This is a genomic window from Clostridium sp. CTA-7 (genome assembly GCF_054768095.1).
This window is the reverse complement of the sequence record NZ_BAAAAV010000002.1, coordinates 595332-621219: the sequence shown is the minus strand read 5'-3', so window position 1 is coordinate 621219 and position 25888 is coordinate 595332. Positions and strand designations below refer to the sequence as shown.

Annotated in this window: 24 protein-coding genes; 3 read left to right on the top strand and 21 right to left on the bottom strand. The window is 27.2% G+C overall.

Features of this window, described 5'->3' with window-relative positions; translation table 11 throughout:
- Window positions 1–114 precede the first annotated feature (114 nt).
- Window positions 115–999, top strand: a complete 885-nt coding sequence (locus ACYUEX_RS06030) for a LysR family transcriptional regulator (RefSeq protein ID WP_411168469.1) — start codon at window positions 115–117, stop codon at window positions 997–999.
- Between the two features lie 192 nt (window positions 1000–1191).
- On the opposite strand, the gene ACYUEX_RS06025 is transcribed toward ACYUEX_RS06030, so the two are convergent.
- The 15 genes from ACYUEX_RS06025 to ACYUEX_RS05955 all read right to left on the bottom strand — a co-directional run bounded on the left by ACYUEX_RS06025 (window position 1192) and on the right by ACYUEX_RS05955 (window position 16400).
- Entirely contained in the window at window positions 1192–1989 is a 798-nt protein-coding gene (locus ACYUEX_RS06025; RefSeq protein ID WP_411168470.1) for an ABC transporter permease subunit, read from the bottom strand.
- Between the two features lie 12 nt (window positions 1990–2001).
- Window positions 2002–2802: an ABC transporter permease gene (locus ACYUEX_RS06020; RefSeq protein WP_411168471.1), complete on the bottom strand. Its 801-nt coding sequence runs from the start codon at window positions 2800–2802 to the stop codon at window positions 2002–2004.
- A gap of 14 nt (window positions 2803–2816) precedes the next feature.
- Window positions 2817–3695: an ABC transporter ATP-binding protein gene (locus ACYUEX_RS06015; protein WP_460287030.1), complete on the bottom strand. Its 879-nt coding sequence runs from the start codon at window positions 3693–3695 to the stop codon at window positions 2817–2819.
- Between the two features lies 1 nt (window position 3696).
- Entirely contained in the window at window positions 3697–4314 is a 618-nt protein-coding gene (locus tag ACYUEX_RS06010; RefSeq protein WP_460287029.1) for a TetR/AcrR family transcriptional regulator, read from the bottom strand.
- A gap of 880 nt (window positions 4315–5194) precedes the next feature.
- Entirely contained in the window at window positions 5195–6553 is a 1359-nt protein-coding gene (locus ACYUEX_RS06005; protein ID WP_460287028.1) for a DUF4179 domain-containing protein, read from the bottom strand.
- A complete protein-coding gene (locus ACYUEX_RS06000) occupies window positions 6554–7108 on the bottom strand; it encodes an RNA polymerase sigma factor (RefSeq protein ID WP_460287027.1) in 555 nt (184 codons plus the stop codon). It lies immediately after the preceding gene.
- Between the two features lie 322 nt (window positions 7109–7430).
- On the bottom strand, window positions 7431–8702 hold the full coding sequence (locus ACYUEX_RS05995; protein WP_460287026.1) for a hypothetical protein: 1272 nt from the start codon (window positions 8700–8702) through the stop codon (window positions 7431–7433).
- Window positions 8703–8771: 69 nt separating this feature from the next.
- Window positions 8772–9368 carry a hypothetical protein gene (locus tag ACYUEX_RS05990; RefSeq protein ID WP_460287025.1) on the bottom strand — a complete coding sequence of 199 codons (597 nt, stop codon included), beginning with the start codon at window positions 9366–9368 and terminating at the stop codon, window positions 8772–8774.
- Window positions 9369–9409: 41 nt separating this feature from the next.
- Window positions 9410–9673: a hypothetical protein gene (locus ACYUEX_RS05985; protein ID WP_460287024.1), complete on the bottom strand. Its 264-nt coding sequence runs from the start codon at window positions 9671–9673 to the stop codon at window positions 9410–9412.
- Window positions 9674–9863: 190 nt separating this feature from the next.
- A complete protein-coding gene (locus ACYUEX_RS05980; protein WP_460287023.1) occupies window positions 9864–10079 on the bottom strand; it encodes a hypothetical protein in 216 nt (71 codons plus the stop codon).
- 165 nt (window positions 10080–10244) lie between these two features.
- Window positions 10245–11900, bottom strand: a complete 1656-nt coding sequence (locus ACYUEX_RS05975; protein ID WP_460287022.1) for a UvrD-helicase domain-containing protein — start codon at window positions 11898–11900, stop codon at window positions 10245–10247.
- Entirely contained in the window at window positions 11893–13644 is a 1752-nt protein-coding gene (locus ACYUEX_RS05970; RefSeq protein ID WP_460287021.1) for an ATP-dependent nuclease, read from the bottom strand. The genes ACYUEX_RS05975 and ACYUEX_RS05970 overlap by 8 nt, the downstream gene beginning before the upstream one ends.
- A gap of 631 nt (window positions 13645–14275) precedes the next feature.
- Window positions 14276–14821, bottom strand: coding sequence for a DUF6144 family protein (locus ACYUEX_RS05965; RefSeq protein WP_460287020.1), 546 nt, complete (start codon window positions 14819–14821; stop codon window positions 14276–14278).
- Window positions 14822–14914: 93 nt separating this feature from the next.
- Window positions 14915–15751 carry an AraC family transcriptional regulator gene (locus ACYUEX_RS05960; RefSeq protein ID WP_460287019.1) on the bottom strand — a complete coding sequence of 279 codons (837 nt, stop codon included), beginning with the start codon at window positions 15749–15751 and terminating at the stop codon, window positions 14915–14917.
- Window positions 15752–16250: 499 nt separating this feature from the next.
- On the bottom strand, window positions 16251–16400 hold the full coding sequence (locus tag ACYUEX_RS05955) for a hypothetical protein (RefSeq protein WP_460287018.1): 150 nt from the start codon (window positions 16398–16400) through the stop codon (window positions 16251–16253).
- Window positions 16401–16726: 326 nt separating this feature from the next.
- Here ACYUEX_RS05955 and ACYUEX_RS05950 point away from each other — a divergent pair, with 326 nt between their 5' ends.
- Together ACYUEX_RS05950 and ACYUEX_RS05945 are read left to right on the top strand one after the other, a co-directional pair.
- Window positions 16727–17176 (top strand): LytTR family DNA-binding domain-containing protein, encoded by a 450-nt coding sequence (locus ACYUEX_RS05950; protein WP_460287016.1) that lies wholly within the window; start codon window positions 16727–16729, stop codon window positions 17174–17176.
- A gap of 4 nt (window positions 17177–17180) precedes the next feature.
- Entirely contained in the window at window positions 17181–17798 is a 618-nt protein-coding gene (locus ACYUEX_RS05945; RefSeq protein WP_460287014.1) for a DUF4318 domain-containing protein, read from the top strand.
- Between the two features lie 213 nt (window positions 17799–18011).
- On the opposite strand, the gene ACYUEX_RS05940 is transcribed toward ACYUEX_RS05945, so the two are convergent.
- The 6 genes from ACYUEX_RS05940 to purD all read right to left on the bottom strand — a co-directional run bounded on the left by ACYUEX_RS05940 (window position 18012) and on the right by purD (window position 25737).
- The gene (locus ACYUEX_RS05940) at window positions 18012–18203 is read right to left on the bottom strand and encodes a hypothetical protein (RefSeq protein WP_460287013.1); all 192 of its coding nucleotides are present in this window, start codon (window positions 18201–18203) and stop codon (window positions 18012–18014) included.
- 149 nt (window positions 18204–18352) lie between these two features.
- On the bottom strand, window positions 18353–19045 hold the full coding sequence (locus tag ACYUEX_RS05935; protein WP_460287012.1) for a hypothetical protein: 693 nt from the start codon (window positions 19043–19045) through the stop codon (window positions 18353–18355).
- 49 nt (window positions 19046–19094) lie between these two features.
- Entirely contained in the window at window positions 19095–20600 is a 1506-nt protein-coding gene (locus ACYUEX_RS05930; protein WP_460287011.1) for a P-loop ATPase, Sll1717 family, read from the bottom strand.
- Window positions 20601–20661: 61 nt separating this feature from the next.
- Window positions 20662–20985, bottom strand: a complete 324-nt coding sequence (locus tag ACYUEX_RS05925) for a hypothetical protein (RefSeq protein WP_460287010.1) — start codon at window positions 20983–20985, stop codon at window positions 20662–20664.
- Between the two features lie 341 nt (window positions 20986–21326).
- Window positions 21327–23903 (bottom strand): GmrSD restriction endonuclease domain-containing protein, encoded by a 2577-nt coding sequence (locus tag ACYUEX_RS05920; RefSeq protein ID WP_460287009.1) that lies wholly within the window; start codon window positions 23901–23903, stop codon window positions 21327–21329.
- Window positions 23904–24489: 586 nt separating this feature from the next.
- Window positions 24490–25737, bottom strand: coding sequence for a phosphoribosylamine--glycine ligase (gene purD / locus ACYUEX_RS05915; RefSeq protein WP_460287008.1), 1248 nt, complete (start codon window positions 25735–25737; stop codon window positions 24490–24492).
- Between the last annotated feature and the right edge of the window lie 151 nt (window positions 25738–25888).

Here is a 25888-nt window from a genome sequence, read left to right as displayed (position 1 = left end):
TGATATATTAGGATTATATCATGATTTTATTAATTATGACTAATTACTAATATTCATACTCATATAACCAAAAGTTATAGATTCACACTATTTTCAAATAAAAGGAGTATGCACATGAATTTACAGCAATTAAAGTATTTTAAAAAAGTAGCTGAAACCCAAAATTTTACCACCGCTGCAGCTTTAGTATCGGTAACTCAACCTGCTTTAAGCAAAGCAATTTCTAAATTAGAGGCAGAATTAAATGTACCTTTATTTGAAAGAAATGGCCGTAATGTTAAACTTACCTCTTTTGGAGAGGCATTTTTAAAACATGCCAATATAGCTCTTCTAGAAGTTGAAAAAGGATTTCGTGAATTACAGGACATGGCAAACCCTGATAAAGGAATTATTTCTATTGCGTCTACTTATTGCATTGGTACATATTTTATGCCTTTTATAATTAGTGATTTTTTAAACAGCTATCCCTGTATTAGATTTCAATTTAGTCATGGATCTACACCTGAAATATTAAATGATTTAAAAGATGGTAAAATAGATTTAGGGGTTTATGACAACATTGATGATGTTCATAAACATACTGAAATCAAATCAATACCAATAAAAAAAGAAGAGTACGTTTTGATTGTTCCAAAAAATCATCCTCTTTCAAATCAAGCGGAAGTTTCTTTAAAAGACTTAAAAGACGAATCATTTATTGTATCTTCTGAAGGAAATAAAGATATGATTCTTTCTTATTCTGAAGTTATTGGCTATACTCCTAAAATTTCTATACAACCTAACGAAGTTAGTATGCTTGGAGGATTAGTAGCTGCTGGTGCTGGTATTACTATAGTTGCTAACGCTCCTCTTATTAATACAAATGCTCTCTCTATTATAAAAATAAAAGAAGATATTGGATATAAAACTATTTATATGGGCTGGCTAAAGAATTCCTACATGTCTCCTACAACAAAAAAGTTTAGAGACTATGTAATATCATTAGCTTCTAAGAGTTAGAAGTTTAGTAAACCCATAAAAAAATCCCCTCTCGGGGACTATGAATATTAATAAATTTATACCTAATAACTGTCCGTAAGTCATGGGTAGACTTCAAGCTTTGCTATACCTTCACCTTCGTAACCTGTTGCAACAATATCTAAATCTTGTTCGTGCCATGGGAGCCTTGCGTAAGGGCTTGCCCTGAGCTTGCTAATTATTCAGTTCTTTTTTTTCAAAAATTCCAAGTGAAATTATATATAGAACTACAATTATAACTATTGATGCAATAAGAGGTACTATTTCAAACTTTCCATCAACAATATCTGTAGGCAAGAAATATTTAAATGGTGTAAATATCCTAATTACTCTTCCATTCCCTACGACATCATATACTATACTTAAGATGAATGTTACAAAGAAAAATAAGTTTCCGTATAAGTTCCCCTTTTCATGATTTTTCACTACAGTTGCAATAAATATACCTATAACACAATACAACATACTAATTATAAATATAGTTAAAGAAAATAATAATATCTCTTTATCTATGTTTTTTTCTAAATCTAAAGTTCTTATAGCTACTATAGAAAAGATATAATTTACAAGACTAAAAGCTGCTAAATATATAGTAGCACTTACAAACTTCATATTTACTATATAACTTCTATTTCTTGGCTTTGTAAAAATAAATTCAAATGTCTTATCAACTACTTCTCTATTAATAATGTTAGTTCCAAGAGATACCCCATATATCATCCCACATATCAATACATAAAATACTAAAATACCATAATAACCATCTATAGATGTAGCATCTAACCCTGACATACCAAAAAGGGCAAGAATTATCTTAGGAAACTTATCAAATAATTCCTTAACTGAGGCTCCTCCTTCTCCACCTATGCCAGTAAATTTTACTACTCCAGCAAATACTAGAAAAAATAGACCTATTGTCCAAAATATAAAAGGTTTTAATCCTGTTTTCAATTCCTTTTTTAATATATTCATTACATTCACCTCCTAGACAGCTTGTATATCGCTGTTTTTGTATTTAATAAAAGCAGCACCTATACAAACTACTATTACAACTATTGCTGTAATAACATATTTCACTTCGAAAGCTCCATTACTAAAAACAGAATTTGGAGCAAAATATTTCATTGGTGCTATATAATTTAATATCTCTTCATCTATAATGTTAACTACCGCTGATATTATAAAACCACCAAACCCAAAAGCTATTGCTATACCAGCTATACTTCTTACTTTCTTTACAAATATTGCGAATATAATTCCCAAGGATAAAAATACTAATTGAGTAAAAAACAAACCACTTGTAGCTAATAAGATTTTTTCAATTGTTGTAGTAGTATCTCCACTGCTTTCATATATAAAATAAGCTGAAGTAATAAAAACAATATTAGTAACTAATAGAATAGAAATGTTAGCTAATAATTTACATGCAAATATTTTTTCTCTGGATATCGGTTTTGTAAAAAGAAAATCCATAGTCTTAACTTTTTTCTCTCTAGCAAAAGTTGATACACCTAAATATACTGCCATTATTGCTCCACATAAAACTATATAATTAGAACAGAAAGAGTAAAATCCCCCATATTGAAATATTTCTTTTATGTTAAATCCAAAAGCTGCAGTAAATTCCGGTGGAAAATTAGCTACTACTGACTCTATATCTTTTGCTCCATCAATATAAAGAGGATACATAGCTTTCATAAATACTAAAATTAATACTAACAAAACTACTAGCCAGATAATTGAATTTTTTAAGGCTGACTTTAATTCAAATTTAAATATATTCAATGTCTTGTACCTCCTTATGCTTCATAATAGTGCATAAATACTTCCTCTAGCGAAGGCTCAGTTATATCTATGTTTGTTAATTTAAATTTTCCTATTTCCTCTAATAGTGAGTTAATATTACCTTTATAAAGGAATGAAATATTTTGACCATTAATTTCAATATTTTTAGATCCAGGTATATTTAACTCCTTAGGTGTTTCATAAGTTATATTAAAAGTTACTTTTTTATATGCACTTTGCTTTAAATCACTTATTTTTTCAGTTTTTATAATTCTTCCATCTTTTATAATAGCTACTCTGTCACAAATCCTTTGAACTTCACTTAATATATGCGATGAAAATAACACTGTAGCTCCTCTCTCATTTTCTTTTTTTATAATTTCGAAGAATTTCTTTTGCATTAAAGGATCTAATCCTGATGTAGGTTCATCTAGTATTATTAATTTAGGTGAATGTAATAAACCTTGTACAATCCCTACTTTCTTCTTATTGCCTAAGCTCATATCTTCAATCTTTTTATTTAAGTCTAATTCAAGGGCTTCTGATAATTCCTTTATTCTTGCAGAGCAATCTTTACCATAAAAGCTAGCAGAATAATTTAGTAAATCTTTAGCTTTCATATTATCATAGTAGAACACTTCTGATGGTAAATATCCAACTTCCTTAAGAATCTTCACTTTATCTTTTTCACAGTCAAGTCCAAAAATTTTAGCTTCACCACTTGTTTTGTTTATTAAGGAAAGTAGCGTTCTAATGGTGGTAGACTTACCTGCTCCATTAGGTCCAATAAAACCAAATATTTCGCCCTGCTCCACAGTTAAATTGACATCAATTATCCCCCTTGATTTCCCATAACTCTTAGTAAGATTTTTAGTTTCGATTATAATATCCATATTATAAATCCTCCTTATATGAAACTTTTTTTAACATGCTACACCACATTTTATATTCCTTATTAAACTCATCATAATCTACATGTGAATTTCTACGATTAAGCTCATGTAAATATCCATCTGCCATCCAAGTAAGCATTTTTACTATATCTTTAGGATTAACATCGTCCTTAAACTTTGTTAAATCTATATTAGTAAAGTACTGTTTATAAAGCATATCTGTAACATCTACAATCTTATTATTTAAATCCTGAGAAACATCTTCCTTTTGAGAATAAAAACATTTAACTATAAATTCAGCTATAAATGGACTTTCCTTTAACAATTGGACTTTTCTGGATCCTGCATACTGAATTAACTCAAAGAAATCAGTTATATCTTCAAAATTAGATTCTACTATATTTTCTGTAATTAATTTCGTTGCATATTCATATAAAAACATATATAGAGTTTTTTTATTATGAAAATAATAAAATAACAATCCCTTAGATATACCTGCATAGCTTGCAATATCTTCAGTAGATGATCTTTTATAATCATTCTGAGAAAACACTTTAAAACCTGCATTAATAATGCTCCTTTGCTTCTCTATCGGTAACTCAAAAAATTTTTCATTCATAGTAACACCACCATAACCACTTTAGTTTAACTATATGAGTCAGTATAATTATATAATACTCCATTGACTATAAATTCCAAGGGATCATCTATAAAATTTTTTATTCTTTAAGTTGAATGTCAAATTAATTAAATTCTAAAAACGCAAATTTTTTCATCAATATAGTTTCCTTGGCATAAAAAAGTGATAGAGCCTATGATTACATAAGCTCTACCATGTTCTATAATATATTACATTAGTTAACTTTTAAATTATTACACTAATAACCACTTTTCTAAAGTAATTTCACCGATGCCTTTAATAGCAATACTATTATCAATTCCTTAATTTTAAATTCTGTACTATAAGTTTTGTGTTTTATTGACATAAAAATTCCCCACTCACTTTCCTTCAAAAACACTAAAAGCCCTTGAAATCAAGAGCTTTCTATATGTATTTCTTATTTGGTGGAGGTGAAGCATATAGAACCTCCATACTAGTTTATATTAAAACACTATACCTTCATAATTTAAAAATTTACATTCCAATATGGTGTTACTAATATTCACTAGCTACTATACAAGCTACTTTCAAGTATGCTATTTATATTCTAGTATGGTGCTACTGATATTTGTAGTTACCTTATTTTCCTTTTAGAGTAACTACATTTACATTCCAGTGTGGTGTTACTAATATTTGTAGTTATCTTATTTCTCTTTAAAGTAACTACATTTTCATTGATTTACAATCTATTTAAATATTTATTCTATAAGAACTTTTATGCGATAAGAAAGAAGAAGTCCCCTTTACAGACACTCCTTCTTCTTTACTTAAATAATCCACTAAACTATCATTTATTTTAAATTTTATTGGCTCTATTTCTCTTAATTAATTTATACACTTATTTTAAATCAATTTTTATTGATTGATTTTTAAGTAGTTTAAAATCATCTTGCTTAGAGACACCTATTTTCTTAATCTTGGATATGTCTATGTTCTCATTTGTAAATTTAAATATTTCAGTATATATACCATTTTGTCTATCAACTTTACTAGATAAATATACGTGACCAAAATCAATATCGTTTCCATTTTCATCATAAAAAGAAAACGTTGGGTCAACTACTACTACCCCTTCTTTTTTATAGTCTATCTTTAATGCATTATTTTCAAATTGCATATCTTGAATCATTAGTTTTCCATTTTCACTTACATTTAAACTCACTGGAAAACTATTTAAATCATTTTTAATTTTATCTTTTTCTTGATGTTTATCTTCCCACTCTATAGGTACTAATGTAACATACTGCATATCTTTATTTGAATTTATAAATTCATAAGAATTTGTAACCTTCCCAAAAGAGCTTCCATGTAAACTAGTATTAAGTACATCTAGTGAATTTCCTTTATCATCATATAATGCAAATCTTGAAAAAAATCTCTCCGTAGAAGTTTCTTCAGATATAACTATTTGATTTCCAAAAGGTGATAATGTAACCTTCTCAATATTTATATCATGCTTAAAATCATTTAGGTTAATAGTTGCTTTCTTATTAGGATTAACTGAAATAGTTTCTACTTTAGCATCTTTTTTACTAACTTTAGTATCTATTGTCCAGTTACCCTTTTCTCCGAATATTTCATCACAAGTTATTCTCAAATCAAACGTGTCATTAAGATTAACTTGAGAAATATTCTCTCTTTTCATTACTTTTAGTATTTTATCAGACTTAAAATATGCATCTATATCATTATTATTTCCTATATAATTATTATCACCATTTATACTTGATATTAAAAATGGTGATGTAAATTTAGCTGTCCACGGAGTATCTTCTTCAACTTTTTTTATAGGTTCTATACTTTCTATTGTATAAAAAGTATTTAAAAAATTATCATCAACTGCAATATTATCAAGTGTTACCTTTATCCCTTTATCTTCTACTGTAATGCCTGTCGCTTTATTAAATTTATCAAAATTTTCCTTATTCGATATATATCCTTGTCCATATTCTCCATTAAAAAACTCAACAATCCCTTTTATCATCTCTTTTCCTTGGGGTGTCATTGCGAAAACAGTTGTAACATTCACAACAATAAGTATAGCTACTATAGCTATTATCTTACTAGGTATCATCTTTTTTATTTTTTTATTTTCTAATCTATCTAAGGAAGTCTTTATTGTATTATCAAAAGCTATTGATGTTTCCCATTTTTCGTTTTTTATCTTATATTTAATTAGCTTATCAAAATCATCCATTTATATTCCTCCCTCACTTTCTTCTAATATAGTCTTAAGTTTAGCTTTAGACCTACTTAATCTAGATTTTACTGTCCCCTGAGAAATACTTAATACTTCACTTATGGACTTTATACTCATATCTTCATAATAAAAAAGTATTAAAACAGTTCGAAATTCTAATTCTAATTTTTCAATCTCACACATAAGTTCATATGGAGAATTTTCTTCATAACATATGTTATAAACAGTCATATTTTCTTCAAGCTTTATTTTATTTTGTCTATTGAGTAATGCATAACATTCATTAACAAGAATTCTCATAATCCATGATTTAAAACTATCTCTACTTTTAAGCCTCTCCAAATTCTCATAAGCCTTTACTATAGCTTCACTAACAGCATCTTGTGTATCATGTTCATTTTTGACTATACTCTTTGCAAGTCTATATAACGGTAATTTATTCTCTTCAATGAGCTTAATAAATTCTATCTTATCAATCTTCTTAATTGTATCCCCTTCTATTTTGGATTTATTAAAGCTATAAAAATTTAAAACTTTAGTGCTAATACTCATCCTTTTCCCCTCCTTACACTATTAAGATAAATATCTATACCAAAAAGTTCCCTTAATATATTTTTTTGTTATAGTTGTAAAAATTCATCTAAATATATCATATAATTTCTTCAATATTCAAACAAAGTTTTCTAATTAAAAAATCCCGTAGTATAAAGCTATACTACGAGATCTTTATCAAAAAATAATCTATATTATAATTTTTAATAATATAAGTTGTTCCTATAATTTAATTATCAAATTTCAGTAAATTTCGTATTTACTTATGATACGGTTCTCCATATCGTATTGAAATGAGGTTTTTATAAATACTAATTAGATGTTATTTCCTTCTTTTATCTCTCTCTAGCTCATATATTACTTGTTCCATTTTGCTCCTTTTTATATCGCTATCCTTAAATAATTTTATAACCTCGATATCTATATCTTTTTCTAAATTAAAAAGTGCATAATTTACATATCTACTATCCTTTACAGACTTATATGCCACTCCATTATATCCGATTTGTTCACATATCATTTGAACTATATTGGTAATTATATATTTCTTTTTTAAACAGCTATCATCTACAGAATCATCATTTATAAATCCATCAAAATCATCAAATATCAAATCTACTGGAAGTACATTAATAGATTTTAGTAATCTAAACACTGCAAAATTGTATTCTTCACATTCTCTAATTTCAATTTCTTTTCTTAATATCTCTATATTATTAGAACAATATAAAACAGACTTACCATGACAATTATATCTTCCTTGATTCGGTTTACCACTTGGAGGATTCCACATTAACTCTTTTGAGAATAATTCTCCAACTGTATTTGCTCTCGTTCTAAATAACCTTTTAGAATGATATAATGAAATAAATTGTTTTCTGGTATATACTTCTTTTAATTTTGAATATATAGTTTTAAATACTTCATTATTATAAATAAATACTGGATTCTCTATATATTCATCCCTGAATTTCTTAAGTTCATCTACAGTTATTGTTTCATCAAGTAATTTTAAGTATTGCTTAATTGATGAGTAATCTCCATAAAAGTTTTTATCAAATAATTCAATATCATTTTTGGTATATACTTCTGAATATTTGTTGAATTTTTCATTATACATAGTATCTTTATTATATGCACCACCACCGTTTCCACAGCTAGGACATCTAATATTTTCTATTATCAAATCATAATATTCTTCATCTATTACACTATTATTGCATATAAGTTCTTGCAATTCTGTACACACATGGTAATCATCATATAATTCTTCCCACTCATCATCTTCTTTAAAATGAATATATAAACTCGCTTGCAAATCTCTCATGTTATTTCCATGTCCACAAGTTGAGCATGCTTTAATATTTTTTTCTATAGTTTTTGTAATTATATAGCATAAATCATCTTGAATATCATCAATCTCCGAACATTCCTCATCTAAATAATAATCACCATATAATATATCTTCATCACAATTATTACACTTTAAAATACTACTTGATTCGTTTTTACTTAATCCATATTCATCTGGATTAAAAGTAATTAGTAGATTATCTATATTATTTATTATATTATAACAACTTAAACACCTCATTAATTATCTCCCCATATAAAATACTACTTATTTAATTTAAATTATCTACATTTTCATTTAATACACAACTTACTTTAATTTTATATCATATTGTCCCAATATCATTGTTAAGTTATTCCTCTTTCTTGGGTCTCCAGTTCTAACTAATGTTAAATTTTGATTTTGTATTTGTATTAATATATTCCTTGATATATCTCCATGCTCACTTAGCTCGTTTAATGTTGTATCTGTCATTCTAACTTTTCGTATATGATGCCAAAAAGGAAGGTCAGTACCCTTTTTCTTATATTTAATTGTATTAACAAATAATTTATCCTTCTCATAGTTTATTTTTATTGGTTCATTATTTAAAATATACTCTTCCATCTTAAAATAAAAATGCTCTAACTTGTTGTTCACTAATATTTTGCCTAACATTTTTGATGGTATATCAACTAAATATTCTGTTTTTATTGTATTATTCATTATGTTTAAACTTGTAAAATAATACTCTCCATCATAACTTAAAATAACACTAAATGACAGACTATCCACATCATATGCATCAAAGTATAAATTTATATTTACCCCATTATACTTATAGTAAAACTTTAAACTAGTTAACTTCTTTTTATATTCCAACTCATCGTATTTATTAAATAAATAATCTCTAACTATTTCTCTCATATATTCTCCTATATAAATTGGAGAGAGTATTTTATAAATTATTACTCTCTCTTTAAATTAATAACTATATTATTACTATCCTTCTTTCTTAATCTACCTTTATCTAAAGATAACAACATTTCAATATCATCAGTATCCAAAGCCATTCCATAATTAGCTAGTTCATTAACTATCTCGGTTTCATTCATAACATCATTTGTTATTAACATATCTATAGATTTCTTTAATAATACTGGTTTTGGTGTAACAATTAAATCATCTAAAGGTTCCTTAAATCTCCATCCTTTTTTTGATAATTGCTTCATTAACTATTGATATTGTATTTTATATTTAAATCTTCTCTATCTTTGTTTCAGCTTTAGCATTTTACTCAGCAATCTTTTACTGATTACTTAAACTAAAAATTGGCATCCAAGTATGTGGCATCTGACCTAACATCTCTAGGTGTGGTAACAAATGTTCCGATGAAGTAAATATAAATTTTTACCCTTGTTTTTATTTCCACCTTTTAAGAAAATATCTTACAATAATCGGTAGGTGCCATGAATAGATAGGTGTTATAATACCAGGTTTCTCTCCTAGTAGTAATTCTATCTTGTAATTGTCTTCCTTTATACGCTTTGAAATTGCACTAATTGTATCATTTGTAGCATCAGCAATCCTTTTTTCTATATACTTACAGTTTCCTGTTGTAGAAAAATACAAAATCATATTTTCTTATCATCTCCTTTTAACCTAAAGCAGTAAACTTGACCATCGGCGATTGAGAAAATATTTTAGTCAACACATGATAGAATTTATAAAAAACGCCTGTCGTGTATTCAAAGTAACTATTTTTATCTATAGATCCATTATCATTTATCTTTCAGAAGTTTACTATTGAATTATAAAGTCCTGCCACTTTAGGCTATAATCATCTAAATCATTTATTTGAAAAAACTCTGAAGGTGAACCCTGTTTTTCTTGCCCACTAGAATTTGTTCTAATTGTACTTGTGACCAGAACACATAATTCCTCAGCTCTAGTGATTCCTACATAATGCAAATTTTTACATTGTTCATAATCTTTATATTGCCACACCCCATCATAGCTTCCTTCCTCTGGTAGTATGAACTTATTCAGATCCAAGTGAAATACAACTGCAAATTCAAGCCCTTTAGATTTATGTAAAGTCATAATCTGAATTTCCTCTTTTAAAGCAGGGGAAAAACTATCTAGCGAAGTTGTATCCGATAGTACTTCACGTAATTTGCTTAATGCTTGTTCATTATACGCCTTCGGGTATATTTTCTCAGCTACATCTTGATAACATTTTAATTTCACAGAGATATCAGTATTAAAATTTTCTTTTACAACTTCAATTAAACCATATAACTCTTTAAAGCATTTCTCATCAGTGAACGGATCAAAATATTCTTCGCAAAACTCATATGAACTGTAGTTATCTGCTTGAATACACATCATAATATTCTTAAAAACACCTGACCAAAGACTGGAATCTTCATCAATTGCTGTGCGCTTAAATAGCTTATGCTTTATACTTAATGCCTTAGAAATATTTTCTCCTGTTTTATTATTCTTAACTAAAATAGCAAACTTGTTATTATCTTGAATTCCAAATCTGGTTTTAAACATTGCAATGTTATTTTCAATAAACTCTGCTATCTGTTGCTCTTTTCCCTGTACCCTTAAACGTACTACTCTTTTTTCAACACTTGTATTAACCTGATAGTCAGAATTCAGTAATCTTAACGAATAATCTGATATAGATTGATGGCATCGAAAATTTTTATCCAAATAATACGGCCTGAACCTTCTATCTGAAGCTAGAGCTATTAGATATTCAGAACTTTTACCGGAAAATCCATATATTGATTGATCTTTATCTCCTACCGCTACACCAACCAACCCTTCATTTACTAGTCTTTTAAAAAGTTCATTCTGCATGTACCCACAATCCTGATACTCATCTATAAATATATGAGTATATTTATATTTAAGATATCTTCTACAAGCGTAACAATTATCAAATATAAAAACTGCAAGTGCATCTATTGCCTCTATCAGAATAAGTCCTTTTTTATATAATTCACCAAGTTTTAAAATAATATCAATTGGTGGGGAATCATAGTTCAAGTTAGTATTATGTTCTCTAAAATTAATAACCTCTAATTCTGTAGCATCCTTACTACATACTTTAAAATCATTTGAAGCCTTGCCAAATATATGAGAACCGAATGGATATATAATTTCCATCAAGTAAAATGTTGTCATAGTATCGAAAAATGATCCTTTTTTATCTACCCCACCATTTAGCACTCTATTCTTCAGCTCTTTACTGGCCTTATTTGTAAAGGAAATTGCTATAACTCCTTGAAATTCTAAACTTCTTTCAAGTATTAGTCTAATCTTTTGAGAAATAGTAAATGTTTTTCCACTACCCGGTTTTGCTAGCACTACCAAGTTTCCTTCATATTGAATAATTTCATTTTGTTGCTGAGTAGGCTCCTTTTTCTCTCGTATCCTAGTCAACGCTCTCACCTACTAATTGAACACATCTAAGTAGTGGTTTTGCTAAATCATCACCTTTTAACTTTGAAAGTGTACCCCAATGTTCCTTCAAGAAAGAATACATTGTTAAAGCCTTATTCTCTGTCATCTTTTTCACTACTTCCACCTGGGTATTACGTTCATAGAACAACTCTAACTCATTTTTAATTGCCGATGTATACATATCATTTTCAAGGTCTACATTTGCTAGGAATAATCCTATATTTTCAAATTGATTTTGAAATTTATTTACTAAATTCTGAACTTTCTTAGGAATACTATATCTTTTTAATTTCTTGATAGCTTCTTGTTTTGTCAACAACACTTCTATCTCTGGTATTGATTCGAAGTATGTACTGTATATATCTATACATCTTTGTATCCCAGCGCATCTATATCCGACACCATTTGAATTCTTAAAGATGTCATTATCAGTCCTAATTACATATTTAATTCCTAATGCTTTAAGAACAGATATATAAACTTTGAATCCTATACCATCTACTTTTAAAATACTAATATTGAATCTATCCAAATCAATTCCAAGTGAATTTGCTAAAGCCTTATAGAAAAGTTCTTCTGAAGGCCCTTCAACTAGCAAAACGACTTTACTGAAGAAAGCTTCAGCTGGAATAATGTTTAACCTATATGAGAATACATCAAAGGCATCTTCAATTGCAGCTGAACATCCATTATTCGCTGAACGGGTAGAACCATTCTCATCATAAAGCCTTATAATTGATTTAGGCTCAAACTCAGAGGCTATTTGAGGTGAGTGCGACGAAAGTATAACTTGTCCCTTCAGTTCATTTATTAAATATCGTGCAAGTTTTCTTTGCTGATGTGGGTGTAAATGTGCTTCTGGTTCTTCAATACAATATATTGTGACCGAAGTTGGTATTTCTTCTTCAATTTGATTTTTTCTTGTCCATAATGAAATAAATATCTGATTATTCCTTCCATACCCTCCAACGATTAAATCTTTTTCGTTTACCTTCGAAACAAGCTCCAAGTTGTTAAGTATATCTTCAGCAGAGTTTGTAACAACATTAAAATTAATACCAGTTTCCTTATGATGAGATGACATTTTAGAAAGTTCATTATTTACACTTTCAGTAGATTTTAAAATATATGATAAAGACTTAATTTTATTATTAGTATTTACAATATCTGTTTTAATAGTATTCATTGTACTATTATCATGCAACACTTCTGCTTCAGTTCTTATTTTCATTGCATCTTGAAGTAATCTTTTTCTTTCCTTTTTTATATAACTTCCAAGATTTCTACTACTACCTACATACTCCATATTTAAAGTTTTTATATAAAATCTACCACTTATTTCATCCAGACTTTCTCCATCCTTACCTGCATAAAATTTTGTCTCTATCTTACCGGTACTGTCTCGTTCTGCTTTTAGGCATATAATCAACTCACCAGAGTCATGAACATATCCCTTGAATTTTTCAATGACACATGCTTCTACTATATTTGAAAACCTAATTTGAATAATTATCTCATTTGTTTCTTCGTAGACATAAAAATCAGATTCATCAAGTTCTAAATCCGAGTCAGAAATATTCTTATCTAACAATAGTCTCAACGCATAAAGCAGATTAGATTTTCCAATATCATTTTGTCCAATGATTAATGTTTTCTCATTGAAATTAATGCTATCATTTTTGTAATTTCTAAAACCTTTAATTTTAACTTGTGAAATATGCATAACTTACTCCTTTATATTGTTGTTATTTCTATCCTTATTTATATTGCGAGAAAAATATAATTCACCTTTTATACTAGCTATTCTTAAACCACTCTTTAAAAACCCCTAATCTTTAATTATTTTAAATGTCTAGAAATCATGTCTTCTGAAATTTTCCTCAGTTCAATATTATAAATCCCATCAAATATTCATATCAATTCCTATAATACCAATATTCTACATATAACTTTGAAATCCTTCAAATACAGATAGCTAATTTCTAAGAAATTTCTACTTTTTTAAAAATTCTTGTTTAATTTTTACCTCACTAGAAATAAAAGGATGCATTGTTCAGCAAAACATATATTCTCAAAAATATTTAATAATCATATTATTTACTCGGATTATAATAAGAAGCCATCTTAGACTGATACTCCACTTCCACTAATTGTACTCATACATCAACTGCATCTAAAAAAAATTAGCATTTTAAGTAAAATATTGTTTATTTTGAAATTTAATCATTACTTATGATATGGTATTTTCACCTATAAAAACAGCCTTAGGCAAGTTATATCAATACCTAAGGCTAAAAACCTCATTTACTTATGATACGGCTCTCCGTATCTTACTTAAGTGAGGTTTCTCCATATTACCATATAACCCCTTGTGGAATTATTTTCATAAGGCATCTTTCATCACCCATTTTTATACTTTTTAATAGTTCCACATCAACTTTACACTGAAAAGCTTTTTCAAATAATACTTTACTATACCCAGTAGTACATTGACACCATGCATCAGAATCTAGCCTATCTACATCTGCAAGCATCGGACATGGACAAAAATTAAATTGTAAATAAAGATCTCCATTTTCATAAAATAACCCTGCATCTTTTGCTTTCTGTAAATTTCCAAACTCTTCTAAACTTGATGATAATTCCATTAGTTCTTTTACTAATTCTAATTTCTTATCCATTCCATATCCACACTGGCACTTCATTCTAATCTTCTTAGTAGTTACCTTATCAAATTTGTTTTCTAATCTCTTCATTGTAGAATTTACCCATATAGCATTATCCTCTGATTTACCACTTTCTTCTTTTCCATATACAACTTCCCTTGCAATATCTTCATTGCTCTCATTTTTTACAGCTTCATAAATAACATGCTCTTGGATTTTCCTTATATCAAACATAAGATCCCCCTCTTCCTAACTTTATCTAGTGATAGCTTTGTCACTATTTTCATAATAAAGGAAAGCTTACTTTTTTACTTCTGAATTCTTGCTCTATTTAATAGCAATACATAAATCCATAGCAACATGATTATTTTTTCTATCAATATTGTGGTAAATACCTAATCCATATCTTTCATCCCTTTTGTATCCACTAAGTGGAAGCCAAATGTTAAAAACTCCTTGGAATGTCACAAAAATATCATGTATAAATCCATTAAAACGATAAACTGCAAATTTACCGCCTTTTATCATTGTAACATTTTCTAACTCTACATCTTTACCAACAGTGATGCATAAATCATATATACATTTGTCTAATTGGGTAATAGCTGGATCATCATAAGATTTTTCAATCAAAAGTGTATCTGATTTAATATAGGCTTTGTACCGTTTCATAAAACTATCCCAATTAACCCCTATATCACTATAATTTCCGATATATCTTTCATAAATCACTTTAAAATCAGTTAGATTTTGTATAATAATATTCTCATCATAATATTCAAAAGACTTAAAAGTATTATATTCACTAGGACAAAATGGATTAGCGACACCTGTTGAATTCATAGCCTTTCTAAATTCCACTGGACAAATACTATACTGCTTACTAAAGGCTGAACTATAATTCGAAGAACTGTATCCATAATTAACTCCAATATCAGTAATAGTTTTATCTTTTTCAACCTTAAGACTTACTGCACTTTGATCCATTTTTATACGTTTGATAAAAGAATAAATACTTACTCCTGTTTCTTCTTTAAACATTCTGCTAAAATGATATTTTGAAAAATTACAGTGATTAGCAACATCTTCAATATAAATATCCTCATCTATATGCTGTAAAATATACTCAATACTTTTATTTATCAAAGATTTTTTAATTATCATTTTAATCCCACTCCCCCAAATACTTTTTACATATCTACTAATGATTCCATTTTCCTAAGAATTTTACTTCCATTTATAAAAAATATTAACAAAAATGATAACCTTCAGTAATAACATTGATAATAGAAAATACAAGCTTCTTTAAACAGCATTTTCATATTTATTTTATGCTTAAAATATTTCTTACCTCTTTTATTATAACATATTTTGTAAATATAACATTACTTATGATACGGTATTTTCAGTCGTAAAAATAGCCTTAACCAAGTAAAATCAATGGCTAATCCTAAAACCTCATTTACTTATGGTATGGTTCATTATTCTTAATTCTAAAATAATAACCATCGAAAACACTTTTTCTGCATTTTCGAGGATTTCATGGTGGCGGCGAGGCATATAGAGCCTCCATACTAATTTATACTAAAACAAAAAAGTGGATTATAAAAAACCCACTTTCAAACTTTATCTAGAATTTCGACTAAACCCTCTTCTAATCTCTTTAGAATTTAGGATTTATCTCTTCCATCTGTATTCTTTTTAAATCCTTTTGTCTTAGTCTTGTTTCTTCCATTATTTTATCCCAAGACTCACCTGCTATTATCATTTGCTTTGCTTTTTCATAAACTTGATTTTCAGTTTCTTTACTCATAGTATTCCTCCAAATAATATTTTCTTTTATATTATTTGTAAAACTTAAATTAATTATTACATATAAAAGATAAATAAGTTTAACTTATATTTATCAAGTCTAGGAATCTTACTTTTGCTAGTAAACTCAACTTGATTCCTAAATACATCTTATAATAACCAATTAATAGATTTTTAATAACTCCAGAAATGCCACTTACCTAATAATATCTGCCACTGACCTGTTAAATATGGAAAATAAATGAATAGTATTATATTATTACATTAAAGAGATAATTAATTAAAATAAACGAGCGTTATTTTTAAATACAGAGCTAGGAGGATATTATGAAAGTATTAGTTGAAGAGATAGGACATGATAAAGAGGAATTTGCATCTATATATATACATGAAAGAACTAACTCAATTAATACACTTATTGATTATATAGAAAATGAGGAATACAAAAGCATCAAATTATCATGTTATAAAAATGATCAGCTTTTTAAGATACAAAGTAATGATATATTTTATGTTGAAACAAATAAAGATACTTTATTAATTCATACAAATAAACAAACCTATGAATCAAAAAATCGACTTTACGAATTAGAAAAAATATTACCATCTAAGTTTATAAGAATTTCAAAGTCAACTATATTAAACTTAGAAAAAGTATCAATGTATAAGCCATTACTTAATGGGCTAATGGAAGCTAAATTAATAAATTCAAAAACAACTTATATTTCAAGAAAATATTTAAAAGAAGTAAGAAATCGTATAAAAGGAGGTTTATAATATAATGAAGGAAAATATAGTGAAAGGAATTAGTATAGGTTTTACCTTGCTTATAAGCTCAATTTTAACTCTAAGGTTTACTAATGATATTGAAAATACATTAAAAACATTTCAATACTTTATACCTATTTTAATTATCTATATTCTAATTGGAATAGCTATTAAATATCTTCATAACTTACCACCTAGAAAAAATACTAGTGGCATAAAAGGAATAGAATCAGTTTATTGGATTTTTATAATTTTTACTGTAGTAACAGTTTTAGCAGGTTTTATCCCAGCATATATTCGTTGTATAGTATCAGTAAATATAATAGTGATATTTATTCTTTGGCTTATTGATTATATATCACTTAGTAAAGTTGCCAAAGAGTTAAATGGTGTTACATTATTTAAAAATAGAGCATTAGTAATAGATTTAAAAAGCAAACCAAAAACAAATGAAGATTTTTTTAAAATTCTAGAAAGTCACTGTAGTACTAGTAATATTTCATTAGAGTATATTGAAAAAGATTTACCAGCTATAGTTAAAATTAATGGTGTTTTAAATAAAGCTGAAATAAGTTACTATTATGACCTTACAGGAATGTTAGTTTATGCACTTAAAATAACTGAACTATAAGAAAGCTCAGAGCCTATTGTTAAAATAGATAATGTATTATGTAAATGCATAGTATCTACTGGTGGCAGATTTGCAAACTATGTTATTAATTGTAGGGAAATATAAATTAATTGAAATTTGATTGAACTTAAAAAGGTTTATTATAAGTATAGCAGGCGTTATAGTTTTTACTAGCGTAACCAAAATACATTTAAATAAAATTAAAAGTTATGGCTATAATTTAATATAAGTCATAACTTTTCTTTTTTTAAGTCTGTCAATAATTTTGTGTAACTCTCCACAATCATGATTAGAAATTAGCACTTCTTTAATTAAATGAATTTCTCTACTTTTCTCTTCAAGTTTATATCTTTCTCCCATGTAGCATACGCCCTCTGTTGAAATAAAATTTACTAATATATTCATTCTAATTATATATACAATTCAACATTTTCTATAATCTTCCTTTTTAAATAAAAATCATATATTTATAGAATTCTTATATTTAGTAAAGTTAATTTTATTGTTTTATTGTGGGAGTGAAGGGTGACCATTAATATCCTCGACTTCTGATATTATATAGCTTGTCTCGATATAAAACTTATAAATTCTTTACCAAACTTAGTAGTTCTAGATGCATACATACCTGATTCTGTCATAGAGGTATTTAAAGACTCTATATTTATTAATCCATTAGAATAAATATCTTTAACTAATTTATTCATATATTCTTTATCATCATTCAGCATCGGATATGCTTCTAATAGTAATATACTTGGACTCCCCATATAATATGACTTTCTTTCCATTCCATTTCTAATATAGTATTCATTCGGATCATCTAAAAATTTTAGTATACTTATCTGCATACAACTTAGCTCATCTACTAAATTTAAAAACATTTTTGATTTATCATCTGATATATCAAATATAATTGTATTTACTATTGCATTTTTTAAACATTTTAATTTTTCTTCTTGATGATTCTTTATAGCTAACTGACTAGCTTCAATTAAACAAGTAACAAACTTCTCATTACTTATTAAATTATCTATACTAAAATTCTCTACTTTTTCATTTAGTTCATTTAAAATTATTGATAAATTATCTAACCATGCTTCTCTTCTACGTTCTAATGATGGTGTAATTACTTCTGAAAATACTTCTGCCGCTAATCCTCCAACCCCTGGAATTAATCCAACAATACTCTTAACTCCTGTATTTAAATAATCACTACTGTCTTTTTTTAGTTCACTATACTTCTCCAAAATAACACCGCCTATCTTATCTAATAGCTTTTTATATAATTAATTATTTTTAATTACTCTCCTTAGAATGTTTTTTTATACCTAGTACATCTACTAAACCTGGATGAACAACTAGTCTAGCACTTGAGTCAAAAATTGCCTTAGGTTTCTTATACATATATATATAATTAGAACCACCACCAACTCCACCAGCTTTATAGTAACCTATTACGGAAAAATCAAATAATAATTGCAGTACTTCATTTGGATTTTTTGTATAGCAATACTGCTCTCTTTTATCTTCATAAACCTTAATAAATTCTTCTGATGTAAATTGAGCTACACCTAATGCTTTAAATATCTCCAAATATTTTTCATATTCTGGAATATGTTTGTGTATTTCATCATCTAATTCTTCTAAAAAGTATTCACTATAATTTATTTTACCATTAATAATATCTGAATTAATAATTTTATTTGAAGAATCACCGCTCTCATCTAACCTATCTTTATATTCTTGCAAAATTATATTACAAAATTTTATTATGTCTCTTGGTCTATTGAATGTTAGGTCTAATATATATTTATATTTTTGTTGTTTTCCATTTATATTTTGTTTCTCATCAAATATATCTTCCCAAACAACTGATTCCATTTCTGTATCACCCAGAACCTTAGTAAATCTATTCTCCATTACCTTCTTTAAAGTCTTCTTTGTTCTATTAGTGTCCCATTCTATTCTAGAGAGATAATTCTCTGTTATCTTGTTTTTATCTTCAAACTTTAATTTGTCATAAATATCATCTCTTAAAAATATACATACAAATAATTTCTTTCCCTTTTCTTTAGCCTTATTATTTATATCTTTACTTGCTCTTATTAAACCTATTAGCCTATCTATATAATTTACATCATTTGGATCAAATCCTAAATCTAATTCATCGAAGCAAACATAATATTTATTTTTATCATTTAGACAATTAAATACATGGTTCATTAAGTTAATATTAACCTCTGATATTACCTGTGGTAAATTATCCATTGATACTATTTCAAAAGGAGATGATATTTTAACCCCACCTTTCTCAAATCCTAAAAATGATTTTAATTTTATCTTCTTTTGCGGTAAAAATATTTGAGATACATCTGGCTTAGTTGTACCATAAGTGTCATATATAAAATTTTCTATAACACTATAACTTTCCCTTGACTCATCATCAAAAGGCACACTATTATCATTATTTAATATTACCTTTGATATTGACATAAGAATCAAGTACTTCCAACTTTGAATAAATCTATCGTGACTTGGAACACCTATTCTTGATTGCTTATCATGATGATGCCAAGGATAATCAGAAAAACTATGTCCCACACAAAAAACATCATGTTCTTTTTCTGACATAATTTTTTTATATATAGCAGTCTTTCCACTTCCCTTTTTCCCTACTATTAAAAATTTCTTAAAATTCACCAAATCTAAATAAGCATTATGATTTTCAAAACATTCTAAAAGTAATTCATCAGTATCTGCATCAATAGCTCCAAAATTCTCAACATCATATAATAACTTCATACCCTTCCCCCTATTTCATCTATATTTACATAATAACACCAATTACATTTTATTTAAATATTTAAACTAAATAACATTTGAAAAATTCTTCTCTATTAATATTTATAACTTGTTTTGTTTTAACAATATTAAAACCCACGTTGAATACTACTTCAACGTGGGTCTTATATACTACAACATCTTTAACAAAGTCCTGTATGAAATTTTTGCACTCTGGGATATTCTTAGTTACTACATATTCCTTTAACCCAGTTAAAAGCCCTCTTATATCCTCTTCTGTAACTTTAGTAACTGATTGATTTGCTTCTAAGTAAACTTTTCGTTCCTTTAATTCTTCCATCTTAACCTTAAACTCTTCTTGGATAAATCCATTTGTTATTGCCATTACAATATTACCAATTTGTTTTTTGATATCTTTAAATTCTTTTTGAAAAACTGCTCTTTTATCCTTATCCTATTTACTCTAAATCTTTAGATTTTCATTAATACCTTCAACTAATAATGGTATAGATTTATCATTAAATATTCTTTCTTCATGCTCTGTTAAAACACACTCATTAATATATTTCCTTATTATTCATTTATTTGTAACCATATTATTTTTACGAAGCTATTGGTATATATTGTCTATCTAATATAGATATCTTATAAATATAATAATATATTCTTATAACTTATCTTTATTATAAAAAGAAGCTATTACTAATAGCTCCTTAAAATATATTACTATATCACTTCTAATTGTTTGCAACCTTTTTCATGATTACAGCTTTCGTGAGTAACTTGTATATTTTCGATTTCATCATCTCCACCTATTGCAAGTGCAACTATATGATCATTATTAGTAATATCCCCAATATACAACTTTCCTTTACATATTGGACATGTGAAATTTTGCTTTTTAATTATTTCTTCAGCTTTCTCTACCGGAAGTTTTAGTTTTCTTTGATTTATTCTATATTTTTCATTGAATTCATTAACTCTATTTAGAAAATCACTTAATGAATTTTCAGGGATTTCTTTCATAAATGTAAAAATAATTTGTAATTCTTCTTTTATTATTTCTCTATTTATTCTTATCATTTCCATATTTAATGGCTGTATAATATACCATAATGCATAGAAATCTTGTAAACTTCTTCTTGTAGAATTAGCCTTTACTTTAAAAATTAGATTTAACTCATTTTTAAGATAGTCATTAATATTATCATTACTTATATTTTCTGTTACTAAAATTAATCTTAACTTTTTAATAAATGATTCAACATTTTTTATACTAGCTAAAAAACGATTCTTACTATAATTTTCTTTTGAAGCTGATTCTAAGATTTTTGTTAAGTCTTTTTTATTTTGTATTCTGAAATTAATTCTTTGCCCTTTTTGGTAAATATCAAATATATCTTTTTCTTTAATATTTTCATAATTATTCTTATAACTTAAATATGACAAGATTGTATACATTTCTTCATTTATCATTCTACTATTGTTTTTTCTAAAGTACATCCACTCTTCATTTTTATTTACATTAGTTCTTATTTTAGTTATTATTTCTTTATCAATATAAGAATTCCACATTTCAAATGTATTTTCTCTTACAGGATAAGGTTTATTGTTTAATCTTATAAATAAATCTATTGGATTGAAATTAGGATTTCTTTCTTCATCTATTGTAACTACTGACAAGTTAAAATCATATATTTTATCCTGCAATTTAGAATCTAATGACTCAAATCTTGATCCATTTAGTTCATCTAATACTCTTAAATCTTTTAATTTAAATTGATTTTTCTTAGAATAAATACTATTTCCTCTTTCATCACAAAATCCTACTCCCATATATCCTAATATCGTTAATAATCTTTGTTGTCCATCTATTACTTCACTTACCCCATCCTTCCTTTTAAATATAAATATTGGAGGAAGCTTTATATCCAAAAGAATGCTTTCTATTATAGATGATGATTTAACTAAATTTATAACTTCTTCTCTCTGATATGAGGGTCTTACCAGAAATCTTTTTCTTAACATTTGAGAACTCAAATCTTCTATTGTGGTACTTGAAGGTTCTGCCTTATCTATTCTTAATTCCTTTAATTCATCTAGTTGTTTTGTTATATTTATATCTGAATCAACATTTTTCCTATTCTTAACTATATCCCCATGACTTGTTATATATGTATCTCTTAGATTCTTATTGAATTTATTCTCTACAAATTTTAATATATACTCATATCTTGGCTCATAACTCTTATAAAAATGACTTTCAAGATTAGAGAATTTATTCAAATCTTGTTTAACATATATTAAAAATTCATTATAAAATTGTTCGTCTTCTTTAAACTCAGGAATATCTATATTTTCTACATCACATATATATAATGCCCAAATTAAGCACTCAGATATAAGTTTATTATACTCAATTTCATATTTGTGAAATATTCCCTTTAATTTTATTAACAGTTCTATTTTTTGTATAAAATCATTATATATTATTGATGGATCTTCAGTTTCATTCATAAGTATTTCATAAAAACTTTCTATTACAAATTGCCTATTACTTGACCTCGAATAGTACTTAACCGGAATTTTATATAAAACTAAAATCTGTCTTATTTTATGCATTATAGTATCTACAGATACTTTTCTATTACTATTTGAATTAAAAAACAATCCTATTAATTTTTGATATAATGCCTCATCATCTCTTATTTTATTTTTAAAAAAATTTGTAATATTATCATTATTATACATAGCCCTATTAATATCAACACTTGTTAATGGTGTTATTCCTGAATTATATCGTCTAAATATCTCTTTCTTAATTAAATCTTCTTGTCTATCGGTTAACTTAGGCTCGTTAACTATACTAAATTCTATTATTCTTATTTTAGTATCCAAATATATATCCTGTATTTTAGGTTCTAAGTCAGCATATTTTTTCTTATGCAATGATTTTAAGTTGGTCAATCCTTTTTTAGTTAAGGATAAATTGCCACCTAAAAACTTACTTAATGTTTCATATCTTTGTCTTCCATCTATTACTTCAATTTTGCCTTGATCGGTCTTAAAGAAAACTAAAGGTGGAATTTCTGTTCCCAATAATATGCTTTCAACAAAGTACGTAGCTTTATCATTATCCCATACATAATTTCTTTGATAATATGGATCATAAACTATTTTATTCCTCATCCTAACATTTCCCAATAATGTCTCTATAGACATTACCTTTGATTCTATTTTAAGATGATTTTTTAATATTAATTCTATCTCATCTGATTGTAGTTCAAAACCTTTTCCATCCATAAACTACTTCCCCCTCCAAATCTACTATAATTCTTCTTTAGTTTACCATATTTAGTCATTTATGTAATTATAAATTTTGTAAAAAATACAAAACACGACAACATATTTCTGTATTATCGTATGTTTCATAGTGGAAGCGAGGCTTATGGAACCCCCATACTAGTTTATATTAAAACAATATTCTTTTATGCTAAAACAAAAAGTGGATTATAAAAAACCCACTTTCAAACTTTATCTAGAATTCTAATAAAATAACCCTAATAATATCTTTAGAATTTAGGATTTGTTTCTTCCATTATTTTATCCCAAGACTCACCTGCTATTATCATTTGCTTTGCTTTTTCATAAACTTGATCTTTAGTTTCTTTATTCATGGTATTCCTCCAAATAATATTTTCTTTTATATTAGGCATATGAAAAGAAATAAGAGACCAAAGATTCGAAGCATATTTGATACGAGACAAGATGAAATCCAGTCATAGTGTGGCTATGTCTGGATTTTGCTGACAAAGTATTCGTGGCAAATAGGCGAGAATACTGATCTATTATTTATTTAATTATGCCTTATTTGTGAAACTTAGATCAATTATACTAATCCTATATCTTCCCTAAAATACTTCTCCTTAAAGTCAACTTTTTCTATGGCCTTATAAGCATCTTTTCTAGCTTCTTCTATTGTTTCTCCAATTCCAACTACTGAAAGAACTCTTCCTCCATTAGTTTTTAAAATTTCATCTTCAAGCTTTGCTCCTGCTAGAAATACTTTATCCTTTATTTCATCTTCTATAGTTATTTCATATCCTTTAGGAAAACTTCCTGGATATCCTTTTGATGCTAAAACTACATTAACACAAGCTCCATTTTTCCATTTAATTTTTGTATTTTTTAAATCTTCTATTAATGCAGCTTCTATAAGTTCTAATAAATCACTTTCCATTAAATTAAGTACTGATTGAGTTTCTGGATCTCCCATTCTTACATTATACTCTAAAAGATATGAGCCTTTTTTAGTTATCATAAGCCCAAAGAATATTATCCCTTTGTAATCAAAGCCTTCTTCTCTTATCCCAACTAAGGTTTTATTCATTATGTTTTCTTCAAAATCTTTTAAAACTTCATCTGTTACATATGGATTAGGTGCTAAAACTCCCATTCCTCCAGTATTTGGACCTTTACCCCCATCAAAGATTTGCTTATGATCCTTTGCTGATATAAATGGAATTATAGTCTTTCCATCTGTTATTGAAAGTATTGAAGCTTCTACTCCATCTAAAAATTCTTCTATAACTATTTTTTGTCCCGCTCCATTGAATATATCATCAACCATAAAAGACTTTACTGCATTTACAGCTTCTTCTTTATTTTCACAAATAGCAACTCCCTTACCAGCAGCTAATCCATCAGCCTTAACTACTGTAGGATAAGGACAAGTTTCTAAATAACTTAAAGCTTTGTTTGCATCATAAAAAACTTCATACCGTGTAGTTTTTACTCCATACTTTTTCATAAAATCCTTAGAAAAACTCTTACTACCTTCAAGCCTTGCAGCCTTTTCACTAGGTCCAAATATCCTAAGCCCTTCCCTCTTAAACTTATCAACAATCCCCTTAGTTAAAGGATCCTCAGGACCGACAACAGTTAAATCAATTGAGTTTTCCAAAGCAAACTTCAAAAGTTCATCTATATCAGTAATATCTATATTTTCACACTTACTTTCCCTAGCAGTTCCCCCATTACCAGGAGCAACAAATATCTTTTTAACCCTCTCACTCTTAGCAAGCTTCCAAGCCAAAGCATGCTCCCTCCCACCAGATCCAATTAATAAAATCCTCATCCATTTACCTCCAAGTAACACTACTTACTTTATTCCATCTCTATGCTATTTACATGAACAAACTTACAAACATTAATTTTAACGTCTAGGAAACAGAAAAATTTTTACGGAAGTTTATATTGTAATGAGTAGTAAGTATTTAAATATTCTT

What these genes read in the sequence shown, in the direction of transcription:
- ACYUEX_RS06030 (WP_411168469.1), top strand. Translation starts at nt 115, where the DNA reads ATGAATTTACAGCAATTAAAGTATTTTAAAAAAGTAGCTGAAACCCAA.
- ACYUEX_RS05925 (WP_460287010.1), bottom strand. Translation starts at nt 20,985, where the DNA reads ATGGCAATAACAAATGGATTTATCCAAGAAGAGTTTAAGGTTAAGATG.
- ACYUEX_RS05995 (WP_460287026.1), bottom strand. Translation starts at nt 8,702, where the DNA reads ATGAGGTGTTTAAGTTGTTATAATATAATAAATAATATAGATAATCTA.
- ACYUEX_RS06005 (WP_460287028.1), bottom strand. Translation starts at nt 6,553, where the DNA reads ATGGATGATTTTGATAAGCTAATTAAATATAAGATAAAAAACGAAAAA.
- ACYUEX_RS06025 (WP_411168470.1), bottom strand. Translation starts at nt 1,989, where the DNA reads ATGAATATATTAAAAAAGGAATTGAAAACAGGATTAAAACCTTTTATA.
- purD (WP_460287008.1), bottom strand. Translation starts at nt 25,737, where the DNA reads ATGAGGATTTTATTAATTGGATCTGGTGGGAGGGAGCATGCTTTGGCT.
- ACYUEX_RS05930 (WP_460287011.1), bottom strand. Translation starts at nt 20,600, where the DNA reads ATGAAGTTATTATATGATGTTGAGAATTTTGGAGCTATTGATGCAGAT.
- ACYUEX_RS05955 (WP_460287018.1), bottom strand. Translation starts at nt 16,400, where the DNA reads ATGAGTAAAGAAACTGAAAATCAAGTTTATGAAAAAGCAAAGCAAATG.
- ACYUEX_RS06010 (WP_460287029.1), bottom strand. Translation starts at nt 4,314, where the DNA reads ATGAATGAAAAATTTTTTGAGTTACCGATAGAGAAGCAAAGGAGCATT.
- ACYUEX_RS06000 (WP_460287027.1), bottom strand. Translation starts at nt 7,108, where the DNA reads ATGAGTATTAGCACTAAAGTTTTAAATTTTTATAGCTTTAATAAATCC.
- ACYUEX_RS05950 (WP_460287016.1), top strand. Translation starts at nt 16,727, where the DNA reads ATGAAAGTATTAGTTGAAGAGATAGGACATGATAAAGAGGAATTTGCA.
- ACYUEX_RS06015 (WP_460287030.1), bottom strand. Translation starts at nt 3,695, where the DNA reads ATGGATATTATAATCGAAACTAAAAATCTTACTAAGAGTTATGGGAAA.
- ACYUEX_RS05940 (WP_460287013.1), bottom strand. Translation starts at nt 18,203, where the DNA reads ATGAATATATTAGTAAATTTTATTTCAACAGAGGGCGTATGCTACATG.
- ACYUEX_RS05965 (WP_460287020.1), bottom strand. Translation starts at nt 14,821, where the DNA reads ATGTTTGATATAAGGAAAATCCAAGAGCATGTTATTTATGAAGCTGTA.
- ACYUEX_RS05960 (WP_460287019.1), bottom strand. Translation starts at nt 15,751, where the DNA reads ATGATAATTAAAAAATCTTTGATAAATAAAAGTATTGAGTATATTTTA.
- ACYUEX_RS05990 (WP_460287025.1), bottom strand. Translation starts at nt 9,368, where the DNA reads ATGAGAGAAATAGTTAGAGATTATTTATTTAATAAATACGATGAGTTG.
- ACYUEX_RS05970 (WP_460287021.1), bottom strand. Translation starts at nt 13,644, where the DNA reads ATGCATATTTCACAAGTTAAAATTAAAGGTTTTAGAAATTACAAAAAT.
- ACYUEX_RS05920 (WP_460287009.1), bottom strand. Translation starts at nt 23,903, where the DNA reads ATGGATGGAAAAGGTTTTGAACTACAATCAGATGAGATAGAATTAATA.
- ACYUEX_RS05980 (WP_460287023.1), bottom strand. Translation starts at nt 10,079, where the DNA reads ATGATTTTGTATTTTTCTACAACAGGAAACTGTAAGTATATAGAAAAA.
- ACYUEX_RS05985 (WP_460287024.1), bottom strand. Translation starts at nt 9,673, where the DNA reads ATGAAGCAATTATCAAAAAAAGGATGGAGATTTAAGGAACCTTTAGAT.
- ACYUEX_RS05945 (WP_460287014.1), top strand. Translation starts at nt 17,181, where the DNA reads ATGAAGGAAAATATAGTGAAAGGAATTAGTATAGGTTTTACCTTGCTT.